General features: G+C 70.9%; 17 protein-coding genes. 9 read left to right on the top strand and 8 right to left on the bottom strand.

Features of this window, described 5'->3' with window-relative positions; genetic code table 11:
• Positions 1–10: 10 nt before the first annotated feature.
• From atzF to ACIOHP_RS19060, 4 genes are read right to left on the bottom strand one after another with little or no spacing between them, the layout of a single operon-like run.
• Complete coding sequence (gene atzF / locus ACIOHP_RS19075) at positions 11–1657, bottom strand: allophanate hydrolase (RefSeq protein ID WP_401888797.1); 1647 nt, start codon at positions 1655–1657, stop codon at positions 11–13.
• 11 nt (positions 1658–1668) lie between these two features.
• Positions 1669–5172 (bottom strand): 5-oxoprolinase/urea amidolyase family protein, encoded by a 3504-nt coding sequence (locus ACIOHP_RS19070; RefSeq protein ID WP_401888794.1) that lies wholly within the window; start codon positions 5170–5172, stop codon positions 1669–1671.
• Positions 5169–5768, bottom strand: a complete 600-nt coding sequence (locus ACIOHP_RS19065) for an urea amidolyase associated protein UAAP2 (protein ID WP_361553252.1) — start codon at positions 5766–5768, stop codon at positions 5169–5171. The genes ACIOHP_RS19070 and ACIOHP_RS19065 overlap by 4 nt, the downstream gene beginning before the upstream one ends.
• Positions 5765–6589: an urea amidolyase associated protein UAAP1 gene (locus tag ACIOHP_RS19060; protein ID WP_401888791.1), complete on the bottom strand. Its 825-nt coding sequence runs from the start codon at positions 6587–6589 to the stop codon at positions 5765–5767. The genes ACIOHP_RS19065 and ACIOHP_RS19060 overlap by 4 nt, the downstream gene beginning before the upstream one ends.
• Positions 6590–6755: 166 nt before the next feature.
• On the opposite strand from ACIOHP_RS19060, the gene ACIOHP_RS19055 reads away from it, so the two are divergent.
• The 6 genes from ACIOHP_RS19055 to ACIOHP_RS19030 all read left to right on the top strand — a co-directional run bounded on the left by ACIOHP_RS19055 (position 6756) and on the right by ACIOHP_RS19030 (position 12165).
• Positions 6756–7382, top strand: a complete 627-nt coding sequence (locus ACIOHP_RS19055) for a TetR/AcrR family transcriptional regulator (protein WP_267018014.1) — start codon at positions 6756–6758, stop codon at positions 7380–7382.
• Between the two features lie 251 nt (positions 7383–7633).
• On the top strand, positions 7634–9217 hold the full coding sequence (locus tag ACIOHP_RS19050) for a sensor histidine kinase (RefSeq protein WP_401888789.1): 1584 nt from the start codon (positions 7634–7636) through the stop codon (positions 9215–9217).
• Positions 9214–9621, top strand: coding sequence for a roadblock/LC7 domain-containing protein (locus tag ACIOHP_RS19045; RefSeq protein ID WP_046261836.1), 408 nt, complete (start codon positions 9214–9216; stop codon positions 9619–9621). The genes ACIOHP_RS19050 and ACIOHP_RS19045 overlap by 4 nt, the downstream gene beginning before the upstream one ends.
• Complete coding sequence (locus ACIOHP_RS19040) at positions 9618–10025, top strand: DUF742 domain-containing protein (RefSeq protein WP_401888785.1); 408 nt, start codon at positions 9618–9620, stop codon at positions 10023–10025. The genes ACIOHP_RS19045 and ACIOHP_RS19040 overlap by 4 nt, the downstream gene beginning before the upstream one ends.
• Positions 10006–10626 (top strand): ATP/GTP-binding protein, encoded by a 621-nt coding sequence (locus ACIOHP_RS19035; RefSeq protein WP_171143110.1) that lies wholly within the window; start codon positions 10006–10008, stop codon positions 10624–10626. The genes ACIOHP_RS19040 and ACIOHP_RS19035 overlap by 20 nt, the downstream gene beginning before the upstream one ends.
• A 63-nt stretch (positions 10627–10689) precedes the next feature.
• The gene (locus ACIOHP_RS19030) at positions 10690–12165 is read left to right on the top strand and encodes a cytochrome P450 (protein WP_401888782.1); all 1476 of its coding nucleotides are present in this window, start codon (positions 10690–10692) and stop codon (positions 12163–12165) included.
• On the opposite strand, the gene ACIOHP_RS19025 is transcribed toward ACIOHP_RS19030, so the two are convergent.
• Positions 12159–13106, bottom strand: a complete 948-nt coding sequence (locus ACIOHP_RS19025) for an RluA family pseudouridine synthase (protein ID WP_401888779.1) — start codon at positions 13104–13106, stop codon at positions 12159–12161. The genes ACIOHP_RS19030 and ACIOHP_RS19025 overlap by 7 nt on opposite strands.
• A 118-nt stretch (positions 13107–13224) precedes the next feature.
• Positions 13225–14751: an amino acid permease gene (locus ACIOHP_RS19020; RefSeq protein WP_401888776.1), complete on the bottom strand. Its 1527-nt coding sequence runs from the start codon at positions 14749–14751 to the stop codon at positions 13225–13227.
• Between the two features lie 253 nt (positions 14752–15004).
• Here ACIOHP_RS19020 and ACIOHP_RS19015 point away from each other — a divergent pair, with 253 nt between their 5' ends.
• The 3 genes from ACIOHP_RS19015 (at position 15005) to ACIOHP_RS19005 (ending at position 17586) form a co-directional block, all read left to right on the top strand.
• Positions 15005–15595, top strand: coding sequence for a PadR family transcriptional regulator (locus tag ACIOHP_RS19015; RefSeq protein ID WP_401888773.1), 591 nt, complete (start codon positions 15005–15007; stop codon positions 15593–15595).
• Between the two features lie 174 nt (positions 15596–15769).
• A complete protein-coding gene (locus ACIOHP_RS19010; RefSeq protein ID WP_401888771.1) occupies positions 15770–16813 on the top strand; it encodes an ATP-binding cassette domain-containing protein in 1044 nt (347 codons plus the stop codon).
• Positions 16810–17586 carry an ABC transporter permease gene (locus ACIOHP_RS19005; RefSeq protein ID WP_361553224.1) on the top strand — a complete coding sequence of 259 codons (777 nt, stop codon included), beginning with the start codon at positions 16810–16812 and terminating at the stop codon, positions 17584–17586. Before ACIOHP_RS19010 ends, ACIOHP_RS19005 begins: the two co-directional genes overlap by 4 nt.
• Before the next feature lie 54 nt (positions 17587–17640).
• Here ACIOHP_RS19005 and ACIOHP_RS19000 read toward each other — a convergent pair whose 3' ends face one another.
• Positions 17641–18480 (bottom strand): siderophore-interacting protein, encoded by an 840-nt coding sequence (locus tag ACIOHP_RS19000; RefSeq protein ID WP_361553221.1) that lies wholly within the window; start codon positions 18478–18480, stop codon positions 17641–17643.
• A gap of 147 nt (positions 18481–18627) precedes the next feature.
• The gene (locus ACIOHP_RS18995; RefSeq protein WP_401889181.1) at positions 18628–19557 is read right to left on the bottom strand and encodes a 5'-3' exonuclease H3TH domain-containing protein; all 930 of its coding nucleotides are present in this window, start codon (positions 19555–19557) and stop codon (positions 18628–18630) included.
• Positions 19558–19671: the final 114 nt, after the last annotated feature.

The following is a 19671-nucleotide window of genomic DNA, read 5'->3' as shown; positions in this document are numbered from 1 at the left end:
GGGCGCTGCCCTACTCGGCGTTCACATATGACCGCCAACTGCCGTATGACGTGATGTCCTCGGCGTCCTTCAGTGCGCTTGGTTCGCACAGGAAGCCGGGGACCGCGGATCCGTCCGCCAGTTTCACGCTGCCCAGGGTCATCGGGCGGGGGAGGGTGGCCAGTAGGCGGCCCAGGCCCTCTGCCGGTAGACGCCACACCTCTGCCTCGACCGCGGCCCCGCCCTCACCGACATGCTCCAGGCCCGGCTTCGGTGGGGTCGTGCGCAGTGCGTGCAGCCGGTAGACGGGGGCTGTCGTGGTCGTGCGGTCCAGGCGGGCGCCCAGGGCCAGGAGCTGGGGGTTCAGTGGCTGGCCGGAGAGGTGGGCGCCGACCACGGCCAGTTGAGTCTGCGGCTGGAGCAGTGCGGCGATCCGTGTCAGTCGCTGGTCCGTGAACGCCGGGCCGATCAGCATCACGCCGAAGGGGAGACCGGTCACCTCGCCCGCGGGGACGGCCACCGCCGCCAGGTCGAAGAGATTGGTGGAGTTGGTGAAGCGGCCGAGGCGGGCGTTGGCGCCCAGCGGGTCGGCGGCGACCTCGGCGAGGGTGGGGTGGCCCGGCGTGGTGGGCAGCAACAGCGCGTCCGCGTAAGCGAGTTCGGCCTCGGCCCGGGTCCGCAGGGCCGCGAGCCGCTCCTGGTCGGCGTAGAGCTGGTGGGCCGGGATGTCGCGGGCGCGGGTGATGATGCCGGCGACGGTGGGGTCCAGGCCGGCGCCGCCTTCCGAGGTCAACTTGTCGACAAAGCTCCCCACCGCGGTGTAGCGCTCGGCGACGAAGGCGCCCTCGTAGAGCATCGCGGCGGCCTCGGTGAAGGGGGAGAGGTCGATGGGGTGGATCGACGCGCCGGCCATGACGAGCTGCTGCACCGCCGCCTCGAACGCCTCCGCCCACCCCTCGTCCAGTTCGCCGAGCTGGTCGCGCGACGGGACCGCGACGCGCCACGGTCCCGGCTCTCGCTGGGGGAGTGGGGGGAGGTCGCGGTCCGGCGGCGAGGTCATGAACGACAGTGCCTGTTCGGCTTCCGGGAGGGTGCGGGCGAAGACCGTCACGCAGTCGATGGAGGCGCAGGCCGGGACGACGCCGGCCGTCGGTACCAGGCCCCGGGTGGGCTTGAGGCCGACGATGCCGTTGAAGGCGGCAGGCACCCGGCCCGAGCCCGCGGTGTCGGTGCCGAGGGCCAGGTCGACGATGCCGAGGGCCACCGCGACGGCCGAGCCGGAGCTGGAACCGCCGCTGATGCGTGCCGGGTCATGGGCGTTGCGTACCGCGCCGTGCGGGGAGCGGGTGCCGACCAGGCCGGTCGCGAACTGGTCCAGGTTCGTGGTGCCCAGGACGATCGCGCCCGCCGCCCTCAGCCGTGCCACCGCCGGTGCGTCGGCCGCGGGACGGTAGGCGTACGCAGGACAGCCCGCGGTCGTGGGCAGCCCCGCGACATCGATGTTGCCCTTGACGGCGAGGAGACGACCGGCCAGCGGGAGGTGGTCACCGGCGGCCACGCGTTCGGCCAGGGCGTGTGCCTCCGCCTCGACCTCGTCCTGTGGGCGCAGGTCGATCCAGATCTCGGGGCGGTCCACCGCCTCGATACGTGCGTAGGCGGCTCGGACTCTGGACAGCATGTGTTCCTCTTTCAGTTCACGGGAGCGAGGACGACCAGCGCCGTTCCCGCCTCCACCTGGTCGCCCGGCCTCGCCAGGATCTCCGCCACCACGCCGTCCATCGGCGCGTGCACCCTGGACTCCATCTTCATCGCCTCCAGCGCGAGCAGCGGCTGGCCGACGGTGACCTCGTCACCCGGCTCGACGTTCAACTGCCAGACGGAAGCCGTGAATTCTGCTTCGACGATCCGGCCGCCCTCGGGGATCTCGACGGACGCCGCGGGAGGGGCCGGAGCGCTCACCGCGTCCGCTCGGGCGAACTCGCCCGCCGCCTCCCAGGCGTTACGCTCGGCCGCGAAGGCCGTCTGCTGGCGGGTCCTGAACTCCGCTATGGAATCGGCGTTCTCGGCGAGGAACGCCTGGTAGGCGGAGAGGGAGAAGGTTCCCTCCTCGATGCGTGGCACGAACCGCCCGGACGTGATGTCGGCCCGCAGTTCCAGGAGTTCGTCGGCGTCGACCGGATACCACTTGATCCGGTCGAAGAATCTGAGCAGCCAGGGCGCCCCCGGTTCGAACGCGCCGCGCTGCTGCCACCCCGACCACACCTGGGTCGTACGGCCCACGAACTGGTAGCCGCCGGGCCCCTCCATGCCGTAGACGCACAGGTAGGCGCCGCCGATGCCGACGGAGTTCTCCGCGGTCCAGGTACGGGCCGGGTTGTACTTGGTGGTCACCAGACGGTGCCGTGGGTCGAGGGGCGTGGCCACGGGCGCGCCCAGGTAGACGTCACCCAGGCCCAGGACGAGGTACTCCGCGTCGAAGACCGTGTCGTAGACGTCGTTCACCGAGTCCAGGCCGTTGACCCTGCGGATGAACTCGATGTTCCACGGGCACCAGGGCGCGTCGTCCCGTACCCCCGCCATGTAGCGGGCGATCGCCTCGCGGGTGGCCGGGTCGTCCCAGGACAGCGGGAGGTGGACGGTCCGGGAGGGCACGACGAGTTCGTCGCTCGGGGGGAGGGACGCGGTGATCTCCCGTACCGCGGCGAGGAGTTCGTGTTGCGGGAGCCGCCGTGGGTCGGTCCGGATCTGGAGGGAGCGGATACCGGGAGTGAGGTCGGTGACCCCGTCCGGACAGGCGTCGGACACCGCCTCCATCAGCGCGTGGACGCGCATCCGCAGCGCCAGGTCGAGCTGCATCGGGCCGAACTCGACGAGCAGGTTGTCGTCGCCGCTGCGACGGAAGGTGACATCGCCGTCGCGGGCGAGGACACCACCGTCGACGATGGGAGGCCGGGGCTCTCCGTCGGCGTCCACCGGAACGAACCGCACGGTGTCGCCGGGCCGCAGCTGGCCCAGCTTCCAGCGCTCGCCGCTGAGCACCGTCGCCGGGCACACGAAACCGCCGAGCGACGGACCGTCCGGGCCCAGCAGCACCGGCATGTCACCCGTGTAGTCGACGGCGCCGACGGAGTAGGGGGTGTCGTGGATGTTGGACGGATGCAGGCCCGCCTCACCGCCGTCGGTGCGCGCCCAGCGGGGCTTGGGACCGATGAGGCGGACTCCGGTGCGGGCCGAGTTGAAGTGGACCTTCCAGTCGGCGGCGTAGAAGTCGTGGATGTCGTCCTCGGTGAAGAACTCCGGTGCCGCATGGGGGCCTTCGGCGGCGCCGATGTGCCAGGTCCGGGTGAACAGGGGCGGGTCGTCGACCGGCCTGCCCTCGACCCGGCCTCCGCCGTGCAGGACGTCCCCCGTCCGCAGGGCGCGCCCGCCGTGCCCGCCGAAGCGGCCCAGTGTGAAGGTGCTCGCGCTGCCCAGGAACGCGGGTACGTCGAGACCGTGGGCGAACAGCACATAGGTCCGCAGACCGTGCTCCACCGGCGCCCCGATGTCCAGGACGGCTCCCGCGGGCACGGTCACCGGCTCCCACTGGGCGACCGCGGAGCCGTCCACGGTCACCGGTGCGGGTGCTCCCGTCACACACACGGTGGTGGCGTGGCTGAACCTCAGTGACGGGCCCTGGAGGGTGCATTCGAGGCCCGCCGCGCCCTCGTGGTTGCCGAGTGCCCGGTTGCCGAGCCGGAAGGACAGGTCGTCCATCGGGCCGCACGGGGGCACCCCGACCTGCCAGTAGCCGGTGCGGCCCGGCCAGTCCTGCACGGTGGTGAGGGTGCCGGCGGAGACGACCTCGATCCGGGGAGTGCGGTCGCGCACCCCGGCGAGGGTGGCCGTCGAGTGGGTCGCGCCGGTGAAACGGGAGTTTGCGAGCGCCGCCCTGAGCAGGCCCAGGTTCGTCTCGATGCCGTCGACGCGGGTGCGGGCCAGCGCCTCGTCGAGCCTCCGCAGCGCATGGGCCCGGTCCGAGCCGTACGCGATCACCTTCGCGAGCATCGGGTCGTACGACGTCGTCACCTCGGTACCGGTCTCCACCCAGCCGTCGACGCGCACGCCCGGCGGGTACTCGACCCGTGTCAGCAGGCCCGCGCTGGGCCGGTGTTCGCGGGACGGGTCCTCGGCGTAGATCCGCGCCTCGACGGCGTGACCGCGCGGGGCGTCCGGCTCGCGCACGACGCCCTCCTCGCCGCGGGCCAGCCGCAGCATCCAGGCGACCAGGTCGACGCCGTAGATCTCCTCGGTGACCGGGTGCTCCACCTGGAGGCGGGTGTTGACCTCCAGGAAGTACGCCTCCTCGCGGGCGGCGTCGTAGACGAACTCGACGGTTCCGGCGGAGCGGTAGCCGACCGAGGCGCACAAGTCGCGCGCTGATCGAGCGAGTTGCCCGCGCACGTGGTCCGGCAGTCCCGGTGCCGGCGCCTCCTCCAGCACCTTCTGGTTGCGGCGCTGGAGGGAGCAGTCACGGTCGCCGAAGGTGACGACCCGGCCCTCTCCGTCGCCGAAGACCTGCACCTCCACATGGCGGGCACGTTCGACCAGGCGCTCCAGGAAGACACCAGCGGAGGAGAAGGAGGCGGCAGCGACGCGCTGCACCCGCTCCCAGGCGTCCGCGAGCTCCTCGCCGGAGCGGCACGCCGACATGCCGATACCGCCGCCACCGCCGGTCGCCTTGAGCATGACGGGATAGCCGATGGCCTCGGCCTGCGCGAGGGCCTCCGTGAGCGAGGCCAGCAGTCCCGTCCCCGGCGCGAGCGGGACCCCCGCCGTCTCGGCCGCCGCGCGTGCCGTGTGCTTGGCGCCGAAGAGCTCCAGCTGCTCCGGCGTCGGGCCCACGAACACGATCCCGGCCTCCTCGCAGCGCCGTGCGAAGGCCGCGTCCTCGGACAGGAAGCCGTATCCGGGGTGGATGGCCCCCGCCCCCGTGTCCTTGGCCGCCTTCAGCACCAGATCCGCGTCCAGGTACGACTCCTTGGCGGGCGCGGGCCCCAGCCGTACGGCCTCGTCCGCGAGCCGCACATGGGGTGCCGAGCGGTCCGGGTCGGAGTACACGGCGACCGTGCGCAGGCCCAGTTCGCGGGCGGTGCGGATGATCCGTACCGCGATCTCGCCCCGGTTGGCGACGAGGAGGGTGTCGAAGGTCATCCGGTGGCCCCGATCGTCATCTCCACCGCGGTCGGCTCGAAGCCGTTGCAGGGGTTGTTGATCTGCGGGCAGTTGGAGACGAGGACGAGGACGTCGCACTCGGCGCGCAGGGTCAGCTTCAGGCCGGGTGCCGAGATGCCGTCGACGATGCCGAGGGTGCCGTCCTTGTCGACCGGCACGTTCATGTACCAGTTGATGTTGGAGACCAGGTCGCGCTTGCCCAGCCCGTGACGGGCGCCCTCCGCGAGGAAGTTGTCCACGCACGCGTGCTGGGACCAGGTGTGGTGGCCGTACCGGAGCGTGTTGGACTCCTTGGAGCAGGCGCCGCCGACCGTGTCGTGGCGGCCCACCTCGTCGTCGACCACGGTCATCAGCGGGGTGTGCTCGTTCGACATCAGCACGGTGCCCGTGGTCAGGAAGACGTTGCCCTGGGCGTGGATCGTGTCGGGCGCGCTGTAGCGGACGGAGGTGTCGTGGGCGTCGTAGACGAGGAAGTCGACGGCCTGGTTGCCGTGCAGATCGGTGACGGTGAGGGTCTGTCCGGCGCGGACGACGGAGGACCAGGCGGCACGGGCGGGAACGACGGTGGTGGTCATACGAGCCCCCTCGCGGCAAGGAATTCGGCGGTGTTGAGGAAGGCGCGGCGGCCCTCGGGGGTGGCGTCCCACAGCGGGTCGCCGGGGGCGGTGGCGGCGGCCCGCCAGGCGAGCACCTCCAGCGGGGTGCTGACGTAGGCAGGGCGCGGGTCGGCGGGGTGCGCCGCGTTGGCGAGGAGCACGGTCACGTCCTGCTCGGCCCGCAGTGTCACGCTCGCGCCCGGGCCCGCCGAGCCGGTGAAGTCGAGGGCGCCGTCCTCGCGGACCTCCACGCCCTGGAAGAAGGAGAGCGACGGCGGCAGATCGCGCGGGGCGAGCCCGTTCTTCGCGGCCGCCAGCTTGAACAGCTCCCGTCCGGCGGGGGAGCCGGACTGCGGGGTGCCGTCGCCGTACCGCTCGGTGTTCCGTACCAGGGTGGAGGTGCCGCACAGGGCGTCGTGGCGGCCGGAGGTGTCGGCCACCAGCGAGGCGAGGACCCGGCCCTGGTCGGACAGGAGCAGTACGCCCTCACCCAGATAGGCGTTCCACTGCACCTTCACCGTGTCGGCCACGTTGAGCCGCTCCCAGGGCCGGTCCGCGGCGTACAGCAGCAGATGCGCGCAGGCGTCGCCGTGCGGGTCGGTCAGGCGCAGCTCGGTGCCGCGGGCGAGTACGCGGTGGGTGTAGTTGCCGCCCGCGACGGTCTCGGCCCAGACCAGGGGCCCCGCCTCACGGGGCGGGCGCGGCCAGTCCGCGGCCGGCACCACGGGCATGGCCTCGGCGTGGGCGCCCTCCTGGGCGCGGGCGTGATCGCGGGCTCCGTAAGTGGTCGATGTCGCCATCGCGGGACCTCCGGCTCCGGTGCTATTTCTGTCGTGCGACAGAAATTAGGAGCGGGGTGGGTCGCGGGGATTGCCCGGGGGTTGCGGGGTGGTTACCGAGCCCTCACCCGTGCCCGCCGTGCGCTGCCGAAGATCACTGGATGGTGCCCTGTGCGAGGATCGGCGTATGGGAACGACGGGTGGACGGCGGGTCGGCAGGCCGCGTGCCGCACAGCGGCCGGACAGCGGGCTCGAGCCGCGTGACGAACTGCTCGCCGCGGCCGCCGAGTTGTTCACCACCCGGGGCTACGCGGCCACCACCACCCGGGCCGTCGCCGAACGCGCGGGCATGCGTCAGGCCTCCATGTACCACTACGTCTCCGGCAAGGAGGAGCTGCTCGCCCGGCTCCTGGAGTCCACGGTCACCCCGTCGCTCGGGTACGCCCGCGAGCTCCTCGCCGACGACGCGACCGCGGCCGAGGACCGGCTGTGGGAGCTGTGCCGTGCGGACGTGGAGCTCCTGTGCGGCGGCCCGTACAACCTGGGCGGTCTCTATCTGCTGCCCGAGGTGCGCGCCGAGCGGTTCGCCGGCTTCCACGCCGTGCGCGCCGAACTCAAGGACGCCTACCGGCAGTTGCTCGCCGCGACCGGCGCCGGTGGCGCGCTCGCCAAGAGCGAGCTCGATCTCCGTACGGACCTGCTGTTCGGGCTGATCGAGGGGGTCATCCTCGTCCACCGCTCGGACCCCGACCGCCCGGTGGCGGTGTTTGCGGAAGCCACCGCGGACGCGGCGCTGAGGATCGCGGGCACCTGACCTTCACCCGTCACAGTGAGTGGTTTTCGCATGCCCGTACGCCGTGACGCAACGTGTGCGAACAGCACCTCTGCGTGTAAATGGAGCCGAGAGTACTCCTTGTTCGCGTCCCGTTTCAGGCGCTTGCTGAATATGACACGGCGATGATCCGGTCGGACTAAGCTCGCCCGCGGCGCACCGAGTTGAGATGTATTCGTGCGCTTGTTCCCTATGTATGCGCATCCAAGCCGATTCGTTTTCGAGGGCCTTACATGGTGAGTGTTCAATCCCCACCCGTACGCCGTGAACTTCCCTACGCGCGCGTGCTGTTGTTCCCCGCGATACTGATGGCCGCGGCCACCGGAGCCGCAGCCGCCGTGGTCCAGGAGCCGGCCCGCACGGCCGTCGCCTGGTGCGGCGCCGTCGCCACGCTCCTGGTGCTCGCGGCGGCTTCCGAAGTGGTGCGTCGCGGCCGGGCCCTGCGTGACCTGCGTGCCGAATACGCCCGTAACAGCGCGTATCTGGAACGACGGGTCGGCGCGCACGAGGAGGAGATGCTCCGCCTCGCGAAGGAGATCACACCCGCCGCCATCTACCGGTTGCGATCCGGAAATTCCCCCGGGGAGGTGATTCGCCAACTCGGCGACATCGACCCCTCCTACCGCGAACTCCCCGAGTCGCAGATCATCCTGATCCACTCGGTGCTCGACATCATCGACCGCGAGGAAGCCCTCCGCGACTCCACGCAGCGCTCCTTCGTCTCCATCGCCCGCCGCGTCCAGGCGATCGTGCACCAGCAGAACAACGAACTCCGCGAGATGGAGGAGGACCACGGCCGCAACCCCGAGGTCTTCGACGACCTCCTGCGCATCGACCACGGCACCGCGCTGATCGGCCGCCTCGCCGACTCCATCTCCGTCCTCGGCGGCGGCCGCCCCGGCCGTCAGTGGCCCGACCCCGTCCCGCTGTACAGCGTGCTGCGCGGAGGCATGTCCCGCATCCTGGAGTACCGCCGCATCAAGCTGGACTCCATCGCCCAGGTCAACATCCGCGGCATCTCCGTCGAGCCGGTCATCCACGCCGTCGCGGAGCTCCTGGACAACGCCACCCGCTACTCGCCGCCGCAGACCAAGGTGCACGTCACCGCCAGCGAGGTGCAGACCGGCGTCGCCGTCGAGATCGAGGACGCCGGAGTCAGCTTCAGCGAGGAGGCCCGGGCCAAGGCCGAGGCCATGCTGGAGCGGGCCAAGGCCGGTGTCGACCTCCAGGACCTGGGTGACTCCCCGCGCCTGGGCCTGGCCGTCGTCGGCCGGCTGTGCACCCAGTTCAACATGCAGGTCTCGCTGCGCTCCTCGGCGTACGGCGGTGTCCGCGCCGTCCTGATCGTGCCGCGCGAGATGATGACCAGCGATCCGGCCCCCGGACTCGCTCACGGCATCGGCGCCGGCGCCGTACCGAAGACCGAAGGTGCGCTCGAAGGTCCCAAGCGCGCACCGAAGCGGCGGCGCCCCACCAGCCCGCGCCTCCCCGTCGGCATGTCCATGGAGGACGACGTCCCCGAGGTCACCGAGTGGACCGCCGGCGGGCTGCCGCAGCGCCGCAGCCGGGTCAAGACGCCGCTGCACCAGCGGTTCGCCGAGCAGGCGGCCATCGAGAAGGCCGAGCGGGAGGGCAAGCCGACCATCTGGTCGACGCCCGCCCCCGCCCCCGAGCCGGACAAGAAGGAGCCCGAACCCGGACTGTGGGTCGAGGCCTTCTGGAACGGACTCAAGGGCGACCCCGACCCGGGCGCACCCACCCAGCAGACCACCGAGCCGGCCCGGACCGAGGCCGACGACGAGAGGGACCACACGTGATCCAGCAGCGCGCCAACTTCGACTGGATGCTCAAGGATCTCGCCGACGGGGTACCAGGTATCGAGATGATCGTGGTGCTCTCCGCCGACGGCCTGCGCATCGCGCGCTACGGCGGCGACCCGGACGCCGCCGACCGAGTCGCCGCGGCCTGTGCGGGGCTCCAGAGCCTCGCCCACGCCGTCGCCCACGAGATTCCGGACAGTGACGGCCGGATGAAGATGGTCATCATCGAGATCAACGGCGGCTACTTCTATCTGATGGCCGCGGGCGCCAACGCGTATCTCGCGGTGCTGTCCGACGTGGTCGCCGAACCCGGCCTGATGAGCAACCGCATGCGCGACCTCGTCGTCAGAATCGGCGCCCATCTCACCAGTCCGCCCCGGCGGAACGGGCAGACCGTATGACTCCTCCGCAACGCCGGCGGCGATACCCCAGTCAAGCGCCCGAGGAACCGCCCCCGAAACCCGAGGGCGAGGGCACCGGAAAGCGCCCCCCGGAACGGCTCTACGTGGTCGCCGGGCCGGACGGGGAGCGGGCCGACCTCGACCTGGTCGCGTTAATCGTGGCGCGCGCCGACCCGCCTCCCTCCGCCACCCCTGAGCAGACGGCGATCCTCCGGCTCAGCACGGCCCCGATCTCGGTCGCCGAGCTCTCGGCCTATCTGAGCCTGCCGTTCAGTGTGATGACCGTCCTGCTCACGGAGATGCTGACGGCCGAACTGGTGACGGCGCGCGCCCCGATCGTCCGTCAGGCGCTCCCCGACCGTTCCCTTCTCGAAGCGGTGATGCATGGACTTCAAAGGCTCTGACACCATCCCCGGACCACGCTCGGAGGATCAACTGCCGCACACGGCCCAGGCCGCGGTGAAGATCGTGATCGTGGGCGGCTTCGGAGTCGGCAAGACGACGATGGTCGGGTCGGTGAGCGAGATCAGGCCGCTGACCACCGAGGAGACCATGACCCAGGCCGGGATCGGGGTCGACGACAACTACGGCTCCGAGACCAAGACCGCCACCACCGTGGCCATGGACTTCGGACGCATCAGCATCACCGACCAACTCGTCCTGTATCTCTTCGGCACCCCCGGCCAGCAACGCTTCTGGTTCCTGTGGAACGGCCTGTTCGAGGGCGCGCTCGGCGCGGTGGTGCTGGTCGACACCCGCCGTCTGGAGGTCAGCTTCGACGTCATAGGCCGGCTCGAGGAGCGTGGCGTGCCCTTCATCGTCGCCGTCAACTCCTTCCCCGACGGGCCCCGTTACCCCATCGCCGACCTGCGCGGCGCGCTCGACCTGGACGAGGGCATCCCCATCGTGGAGTGCGACGCACGCCGCCGGGCCTCCAGCCGCGACACCCTGATGACCCTGATGCGCTTCCTGCACTCGCTCGCGCTGACGGGCCGGCTCACCTGACCGGCCGGAGAGCTCACCCGGCCCCAACTCCCCAGCAACCGGATCCACTTCGGAGCGATCACCGTGACGCCTGAACCCCAGTCCCTGACCGGTGCCGACCCCACGGCCGGCCCGCCCCCCGGCTGCCCCGCCCACGGCCGTGGCCCCGGCGGGCTGCACCGGCTGTACGGCCCCGAGGCGGAGGACCTCGAAGGTCTCTACGAACAACTCCGCGAGGAACACGGCCCGGTGGCGCCCGTGCTGCTCCACGACGACGTGCCGATGTGGATCGTCCTCGGCCACGCCGAGAACCTCCACATGGTGGGCACCCCCTCGCACTTCTGCCGGGACAGCCGCATCTGGACGCCGCAGATCGAGGGCATGGTCAAGCCCGACCACCCGATGATGCCGCACATCGCCTGGGCGCCCATCTGCTCCTACGCCGAGGGCGACGAGCACCTGCGGCTGCGCGGCGCCGTCACCGGCGCGATGTCGACCATCAACTACCGTGCCATCCGGCGCCACATCAACCGCTACACCCAGCGCCTGGTCAACGAGTTCTGCGAGCAGGGCGACGCCGACCTCATCGGCCAGTTCGCCGAACACCTGCCGATGGCCATCATGTGCGAGATCTTCGGCATGCCCGAGGAGTACAACGACCGGCTCGTGCAGGCCACCCGCGACCTCCTCAAGGGCACCGAGACCGCCAACACCAGCCAGGCGTACGTCATGGGCGTCCTCCAGGGGCTCGCCGCACGCCGCCGTGAGCAGCCCGAGGGCGACTTCGCCAGCCACCTCGTGCTGCACCCGGCGAAGCTCACCGACGACGAGGTCACCACCCACCTGTGGCTCGTCCTCCTCGCGGCCTACGAGGCGACGGTGAACCTCATCGGCAACGTCCTGCGCGCCGTGCTCACCAACCCCGGCTTCCGCGCCCAGCTCAACGGCGGTCAGATGACGGTGCCGCAGGCGGTCGAGCAGTCGCTGTGGGACGAGCCGCCGTTCAGCACGGTCTTCGCCTACTACGCCAAGCAGGACACGGAGCTGGGCGGCCAGCGCATCCGCAAGGGCGACGGTCTGCTGTTCGGCATCGCGCCGGGCAACGTCGACCCGCGGGTCCGGCCCGACCTGGAAGCCAACATGCGGGGCAACCGCTCGCACCTCGCCTTCGGCGGCGGCCCGCACGAGTGCCCCGGTCAGGACATCGCCCGTGGCATCGCCGACACCGGTGTCGACGCGCTGCTGATGCGGCTGCCGGACGTCCAGCTCGACTGCGACGAGGACGAGTTGGAGTGGCGGCAGTCGATCTCCTCGCGCCACCTCGTGGAACTGCCCGTGCGGTTCGCGCCCAAGCCGCAGCAGGACATCATGCAGCAGCCGGGCCACGCCCCGGTTCCGCAGCAGCGGCCCGGCTGGCAGGTCGGCACCGAGCGGCCGCAACCCGCGGCCGTCGAACCCCAGCCCCAGCCCGCCGCCCCGCCGCCGCCCGTGCCGACGCCCGAACCGGCCCGTCCGATGGGCGCCTGGCGCCGCCTCCTGCGGTGGTGGCGGGGTTACTGACCGGCCCGGTCGCCGTCACGCGCCCAGGCCTCCAGCACCCGAGTGCTCCGGAACCGGTGTTCCACCCCCGTGACCGGATCGGTGAAGTCCAGCGCCCGCGCCAGCAGTTGGAGCGGATGCCGGAACTCACCGGCCGGCACGGGGGCGGCCACCTCGGGATACAACGGGTCACCGAGGATGGGTACGCCGAGGGCGTTCATGTGGACGCGCAGCTGATGTGTCTGGCCGGTGGTGGGTGTGAGCCGGTACCGGCCCAATCCCGCACGCCGGTCGACGAGTTCGACATGGCTGACGGCATTCGGCTCGCCCTCGACCTCATAGGCGGCCAGCACCCCGCGCTCCTTCACGATCCGGCTCCGCACGGTCCGGGGCAGGGCGAGCGCGGCATCGTAGGGCGCGACGGCCTCGTACTCCTTGCGCACCTGCCTGTCGCGGAACAGCGACTGGTAGGCGCCCCGCTCCTCGGGCCGCACCGTGAACAGCACCAGACCGGCGGTGAGCCGGTCGAGCCGGTGCGCGGCCCCGAGCTCCGGGATGCCGAGCTCCCGGCGCAGCCGCGCGAGCGCGGTCTCGGTGACATGGCTGCCGCGCGGGGTGGTGGCGAGGAAATGCGGCTTGTCGACGACGACGATGTGTTCGTCGCGGTGCACGAGCTCCAGGGGGAAGGGCACGGGCACCTCGTACGGCAGCTCGCGGTGGAACCACACGTACATGCCGGGCACGTACGCGGCATCGGGTGCCACGGGGATGCCGTCGGCCCCGACGACCAGCCCTCGGCCGAACATCCCCTCGACGACTCCGGCGCCCGCACCCCTGAGCCGCTCCACCAGGTGCTCCCGCACGGTGGCCCAGTCGCCTTCCCCCGGCAGCCGCACGCGCACCGGGTCCACCCCGTCGCGCTGGGGCAGCGGGGAGGGTGGGGGAGCGGTGCGGCGTCTCATCGGGATCAAGGGTACGGGGGCCTCCGGCGGTGGGCGGGGGCGACTCAGGGGGTGCCGGGACGTGTCGGTGGTCGGGTGCTGCGCTGTTGTGGCTGGTCGCGCAGTTCCCCGCGCCCCTTCAGGACGCGACCGCCGACGTACGCCTGTGGTGGAGCCGCCAGCCCACTCCTAGTACCAGTGTCACTCCCAGGAACAGCACCGTGAACCACTGGAAGTACCAGTGGCCGCCCGCCGGGTCGTACACCTCCGCCCGCGGCCAGGCCAGGTTGACCGTCATGAACAGGCCGTAGAGCAGGGCGAGGGCGTTGACCGGGACGCCCCAGCGGCCCAGGGAGAAGAGCCGGCCGCCCCTTTCGTCCGTGCCCTCCGAGGTGAAGCGGCCGCGGAGGCGGGCGACCAGGAGGGGGCCGGTGACCATCGCGTACGCCAGGTACAGCATCACGATGCAGGTCGTGCCGATCGCCAGGAACGCCTCGGGGGAGGCGAAGTTGAGGAGCAGCAGGGCCGCGGCGAGAAGACCGACCACCAGGGCGGGAGCGGTGGGCATACCGGTGCGGGGGTGGACGCGGGCCAGGCGTGCCGCGAACGGGAGCTGACCGTCGCGGGCCATGGAGAACAGCATCCGGCAGGCCGCCGTCTGGATCGCGAGGGTCGCCACCGCGATCGCCACCACCACGTCCGCCAGCAGCGCCTTGCCGACGCCGTCGCCCAGGCTGCTCGTGAGGACGTAGCTCAGCCCGTCGACCGCCAGGCGTCCGTCGGTCAGGCTCGGCGCCGCCAGCAGGCCGCCCAGCACGATCAGACCCCCCAGGAGGCCGGCCGCGCCGAGCGCCGTGAGGATCGTGCGGGGTGCGGTGCGCCGTGGATCGCGGGTCTCCTCGCTCATCTCGCCCGCGCTGTCGAAGCCGATCATCACGTACGCCGCCGTGAACGAACCCACCAACAGCGCCCCGAACAGGCCGGACTGGGCCGCGCCCTCGGTGTGGAAGGTGATGCCGGGCGTGCGCTCGGAGTGGGTGAGCAGCAGGACGACGATCAGTACCGCGCCGATGATCTCGGCGGTCACCCCGACCCGGTTGATCACGGACATCACCCGGTTGTCGAGCACGTTCACGAGCGTCGTCAGCGCGAGCAGGAAGACGCCCAGGAGCGCCGCGTTGGCCGCGCCGTCCGCCGACGTCGGCGCCGGATCGGTGCCGATCAGCTGGAAGCCCGACCAGATCGCCGGCAGCACCATCTGCAGTGCCAGCGCGGCCGCCGCGACCACCACGATCTGCCCGATCACCATGATCCAGCCCGCGAACCACCCGAAGGTCAGGTTCGACAGCCGCGACGACCACTGATAGATCGCGCCCGAGATCGGATAGCGCGCCGCCAGTTCCGCGAAGCAGGCGGCCACCAGCAACTGCCCGACCAGCACCGCGGGCCAGGCCCAGAAGAAGACGGGGCCGCCGAACGCGTACCCGAAGGCGAAGAACTGGAAGACCGTCGTCAGGACGGAGATGAAGGAGAACCCGGCCGCGAACGACGCGTACCGGCCCAGGCTGCGGTGGAGTTCCTGGCGGTAGCCGAACTCGGCGAGCGAGCGGTCGGTGGGGGAGTGCGGTGGATCGGGGCGGACTTCGGAGGGGCTGGTTGTCGTCACGGCGGCACCTGCCTTCGGCGGCGGAAGAGCGGGACAGCGGTGCGGGCGCTGAATTCCTGTCGGGCGACAGAAATTAGGGAGCGGCTGTTTCACCCGCATGACGCGGCCATGTCGAAGGTGGGCCCAAGTCCTCACTCCCTTGCGCGGGGCCGCCAAACGCGATACATCGTGTCTATTGACGGCCTGTCGTAGATCGCGATATGTTCGGCTGCGGATATTCGGATCGAAGTAGAGATGCGAGGTGAATCGGCCCATGAGGCGTCGCAAGCTCCGCAATCCCTTGGCGCTCGCCGTGCTGGCGACCCTGTGGCAGAAGCCGATGCATCCCTACGAGATCGCCCAGACCCTGCGCCGCCAGGGCAAGGACTCCAGCACGAAGATCAACTACGGCTCGCTCTACACGGTCGTGCAGAACCTCCAGAAGCATGGCTTCGTCGAGGTCACGGACGTGGAGCGGCAGGGCAACAGGCCCGAGCGGACGGTCTACGGCATCACCGAGGCCGGCCGCCGGGAGACCACCGAGTGGATGTCGGACCTGGTCGCCTTCCCGGCCAAGGAGTACCCGATCTTCGAGACCGCGCTCTCGCTGCTCGGCGTGCTGCACCCCGACGACGTGGTCCCCCTGCTGGAGGAACGGCTCGACGCCCTGGAGGTCCGGATCGCCTCCGGCCGGGGCGCACTGGAGAAGCTGTACGAGACGCTGCCCCGGCTCTTCCTCGTGGAGAACGAGTACGAGCTCCACATGATCGAGGCGGAAGCGGCGTGGGTCCGCGGCTTCCTCGACGAGATCAGGAAGGGCGAGCTGCCCGGCATCGAGGAGTGGAAGGCGTTCCACGAACCGTGACCTGACGAAGAACAGGCCCCGGCAGGGCTGTTGGAGCAGCCCGCCGGGGCCTCGAACCCCGAGCTGAATCCGCCGTGAGGCACATCCAGGCGATCGAGGTGCGGCACACCCAGGATAGCCCGGTGCTCCTCACGCGGATCAGCTGTCATCCGCTCACCCAGGAGAGCACCTGTCATGAACACCCGTGCGCCCGCAGTCGAGGCGCGTCAGCTGATCAAGACCTATCCGGGTGGTGTCACCGCCCTCAACGGCATGGACATCACCGTCGAACCCGGCACCGTCTTCGGCCTTCTCGGCCCCAACGGCGCCGGCAAGTCCACCACCGTCAAGATCCTCACCACCCTGGCCCGCCCCGACTCCGGCACGGCCACCGTCGCCGGCCACGACGTGCTGCGCCACCCGGACCGGGTGCGCCGCGCGATCGGCGTGGTCGCGCAGAACTCCGGCGCCGACCCCGGGGCCACCGGCCGCGAGAACCTCCGACTGCAGGGCAGGCTCTACGGGTTGAGGGGAGTCGGCCTCGACAGGCGTCTCACCGAACTCCTGGACCGCTTCACCCTCACCGACGCCGCGGACCGTCGGGTCAAGGGCTACTCCGGCGGTATGCGGCGCCGCCTCGACGTCGCCCTCGGTCTGGTGCACCGGCCCGAGGTGCTCTTCCTCGACGAGCCCACCACCGGTCTCGACCCCCAGGCCCGCGGCGCGATGTGGGACGAGATCGGCCGGCTCTCCGGTGAGGAGGGGCTGACCATCCTGCTCACCACGCACTATCTCGAAGAGGCCGACCGGCTCGCCGAGCGCGTTGCCATCGTCGACCGCGGCCGGGTCGTGGTCGAGGGCACCCCGGACTCCCTCAAGGGTGAACTCCGCGGTGACGCGGTCCGTTTGGAGCTCCGCTCCGGCGTCGGCGAAGCCGGTCGTACGCTGCTCAGGAGCGCCCTCGGCGGACTGCCGGGCGTGCATGAGGTCCTGGTCGACGGGCGCCGGGTCAGCGTCCGCGCCGACGACGGAGCGGCAGCGGTGCCCGCCCTCCTGGGCGCACTCGAGCGCGCGGGAGTCGGTGTCGCCGCCGCGACCGTGGCCCGCCCCTCGCTCGACGACGTGTACCTGCGTTACACCGGCCGTCGCTATTCCGAGGCCGAGGCGGCCGAGGAAGCGGGGGGAGCCGGGGAGACCGGACGGCCTGACGACCTCGCCCTCGCGGGAGGTGCCCGATGAGCGCCGCCGTCTCCCAGACCTGGTACATGACACAGCGTCAACTCATGGTGTTCGTACGCCAGCCCGCGTACGCGGTCATCACCCTGATCCAGCCGGTGATCTGGCTGTTCCTGTTCGGGAGCCTGTTCCGCGAGGTCGTCGAGCTCGGCGGCTTCGGCACCACCTCGTACCTCGACTACCTCGTCCCCGGCGTGGTCGTGATGAGCGCGCTGAGCTCCAACATGTGGGCCGGGATGACCACGCTCGACGAGATCCAGCGCGGCACCCTGGACCGCTTTCTGACCACCCCGGTCAGCCGGGCCGCGCTGATGAACGGCAACGTCGTCAACAACGGCCTGGTCACCGCCGCGCAGTCGGTGATCATCGTGCTGCTCGGGCTGCTGGGCGGGGCGGACTACCCGGGCGGGATCGTCGGGATCGCGGTCCTGGTGCTCGCCTCGGTGCTGCTGGGCACGGTCTTCGGGGCGCTGTCCAACGCGCTCGGCATGCTGGTGCGGGAGCGGGAGTCGATCATCGGCATCAACACGTTCCTGCTGCTGCCGCTGACGTTCCTGTCCTCCGCCTTCATGGCGCCCGCCCAGATGCCGGGGTGGATGCGGCACGTCGCCGACGTCAACCCGCTCGACTGGGCGATGGTGGCGGGGCGTTCGGCGCTGTCCGAGAACCCCGACTGGGGTGATGTGCTGATCCGGAGCGGGGCGCTGCTGGCGCTGGCGGTGGCGGCGGTGTGGCTGTCGATCCGGACGTTCCGGTCGTACCAGCGGTCCGTGTAGCGGTGTGGGAGGGCGCCGCCGCGCCCTCCCACACTTCGTATCCGTCCCAGGGAACTAGGCGGGCGTGTTCTCCTGCTCCGCCTCGATCCGCGCGTTCCAGTCCCGCTTCGAGGCCTGCCAGCCGTCCTCGTTGTGGCCGAGCCGCCAGTACCCGGAGATCGACAGGTCCTCGCGGGCGATCTCGCGCTCGACGCGCAGCAGGTGCCGCAGCTGCTTCACGAAGTGCGCCTCGCCGTGGACGAAGGCGTGCACGCGGCCCGCCGGGAAGTCCAGTGCCCGCACGGCCTCGGTCAGCGCCTCGCCGACCGGCCGGTCCCCGCGGTGCAGCCAGACGACCTCCACATCGGAGTCGATCTTCTGCTCCTCCTCGGGCCCGGAGACCTCGATGAAGGCGTACGCCGTGGCGCCGTCGGGCAGCACCTCCAGGGAGCGGGCGATCGCGGGCAGCGCGCTCTCGTCCCCGGCGAACAGATGCCAGTCGGCGGTCGGATCAGGGGTGTAGGCGCCGCCCGGGCCGTTGAACCGCACGGTCTCGCCCGGCTGCACGCTCGCCGCCCAGGGACCGGCGAGGCCCTCGTCGCCGTGGACCACGAAGTCCAGGGTCAGCTCACGGTGTTCGGCGTCCCAGTGGCGCACGGTGTACGTCCGCGTCACCGGCCACTGCTCGCGCGGGAACTCCTCGCGAATGCGCTCCATGTCGAAGGGCTCCGGGTAGGTCGCACCCCCGGCCGGGAACAGCAGCTTCACATAGTGGTCGGAGCAGGTGTCCGCCGCGAAATCGGCGAGCCCGTCACCTCCGAGCACCACACGCTGCATATGGGGGGTCAGCCGCTCGGTGCGGACGACCTGGGCGGAATACGGCTTCCGCGGCTTGCGTGCCGGTCGTTCTGCCATGGCGGCCTCCCTGCCTTTTCGCTTAGGCTTACCTAAGTTAGCATCTCCCCCTACTTAACACCCCTTGTATGAGGGCAAGATTAAGCCATTGTGGAGAGCGCGGATCCCTCCTGAAGAGAATCTCATTCACTTGCCAGAGAACATGATTTACGGAGCCAGGGTCGTCAGCAGTCGCTGAAGCGAACCGCCCAGCCCCCAGCGCGCCGCCAGCCGCTCCACCGCCGCCGGATCACGCGGGCCCCGCGGTACCGCCGTGTCGACGTCCGGCAGCGGTACGTCGTCCGCGACCCGCACGACCTTGGGCGCCACCGCGACATAGGGCCGCGATTCGTCCAGCCGCTTGCGCTGCGAGGGCGTGAGCTTGGCCTTCGGGTCGTCGACCGCCGCCATGATCCCGGCGACATCGCCGAACTCGGCCAGCAGCTTGGCGGCCGTCTTCTCCCCGATGCCGGGCACCCCCGGCAGACCGTCGCTCGGGTCGCCGCGCAGCAGCGCCAGATCCGCGTACCCCGGCCCGTCGACCCCATACTTCTCGCGCAGCCACGCCTCGTCCGTGAGCTGGAGGGTGCCCACGCCCTTGAGCGGGTACAGCACCCGCACCCCGCGCGCGTCGTCCACCAGCTGGTACAGATCGCGGTCGCCGGTGACGATGTCCACCGGGCCCTTCGCCCGCGCGGTGAACGTGCCGATCACATCGTCCGCCTCGTACCCCGCGACGCCCACGCGCGCGATGCCGAGCGCGTCCAGGACCTCCTCGATGACCGGGACCTGCGGCGACAGCGTGTCCGGCACCTCCTCCTCGTCCGGCCCCGCCTCGCGCTCCTCGGCGACGCGGTGCGCCTTGTAGGAGGGGATCAGATCGACCCGCCACTGAGGACGCCAGTCGGCGTCCATGCAGGCCACCAGCTCATCGGGACGGTGGTCCCTGACCAGGCGGTCGATGAATTCCAGCAGCCCGCGCACGGCGTTCACCGGCGTGCCGTCCGGGGCCTTCACGGACTCCGGGACGCCGAAGTAGGCGCGGAAGTAGAGGGAGGCGGTGTCGAGGAGCATGAGTCGTCCGGTCACGCCTCGCATCATGCCGTACGCCGCCGACAGTCACCGGTCCTCAGCGTTGTGAAGCCGCTACGGCGATCCCACGGAATGGTTGTGAACTGAACCACTTCGGCGTTTGCCCTGGTCGGTCGAGGG

This window comes from Streptomyces sp. NPDC087859 (genome assembly GCF_044742595.1).
GTDB lineage: Bacteria > Actinomycetota > Actinomycetes > Streptomycetales > Streptomycetaceae > Streptomyces > Streptomyces canus_F.
The sequence above is the reverse complement of the archived record's forward strand: the minus strand, read 5'-3'. Positions and strand labels throughout refer to the sequence as shown.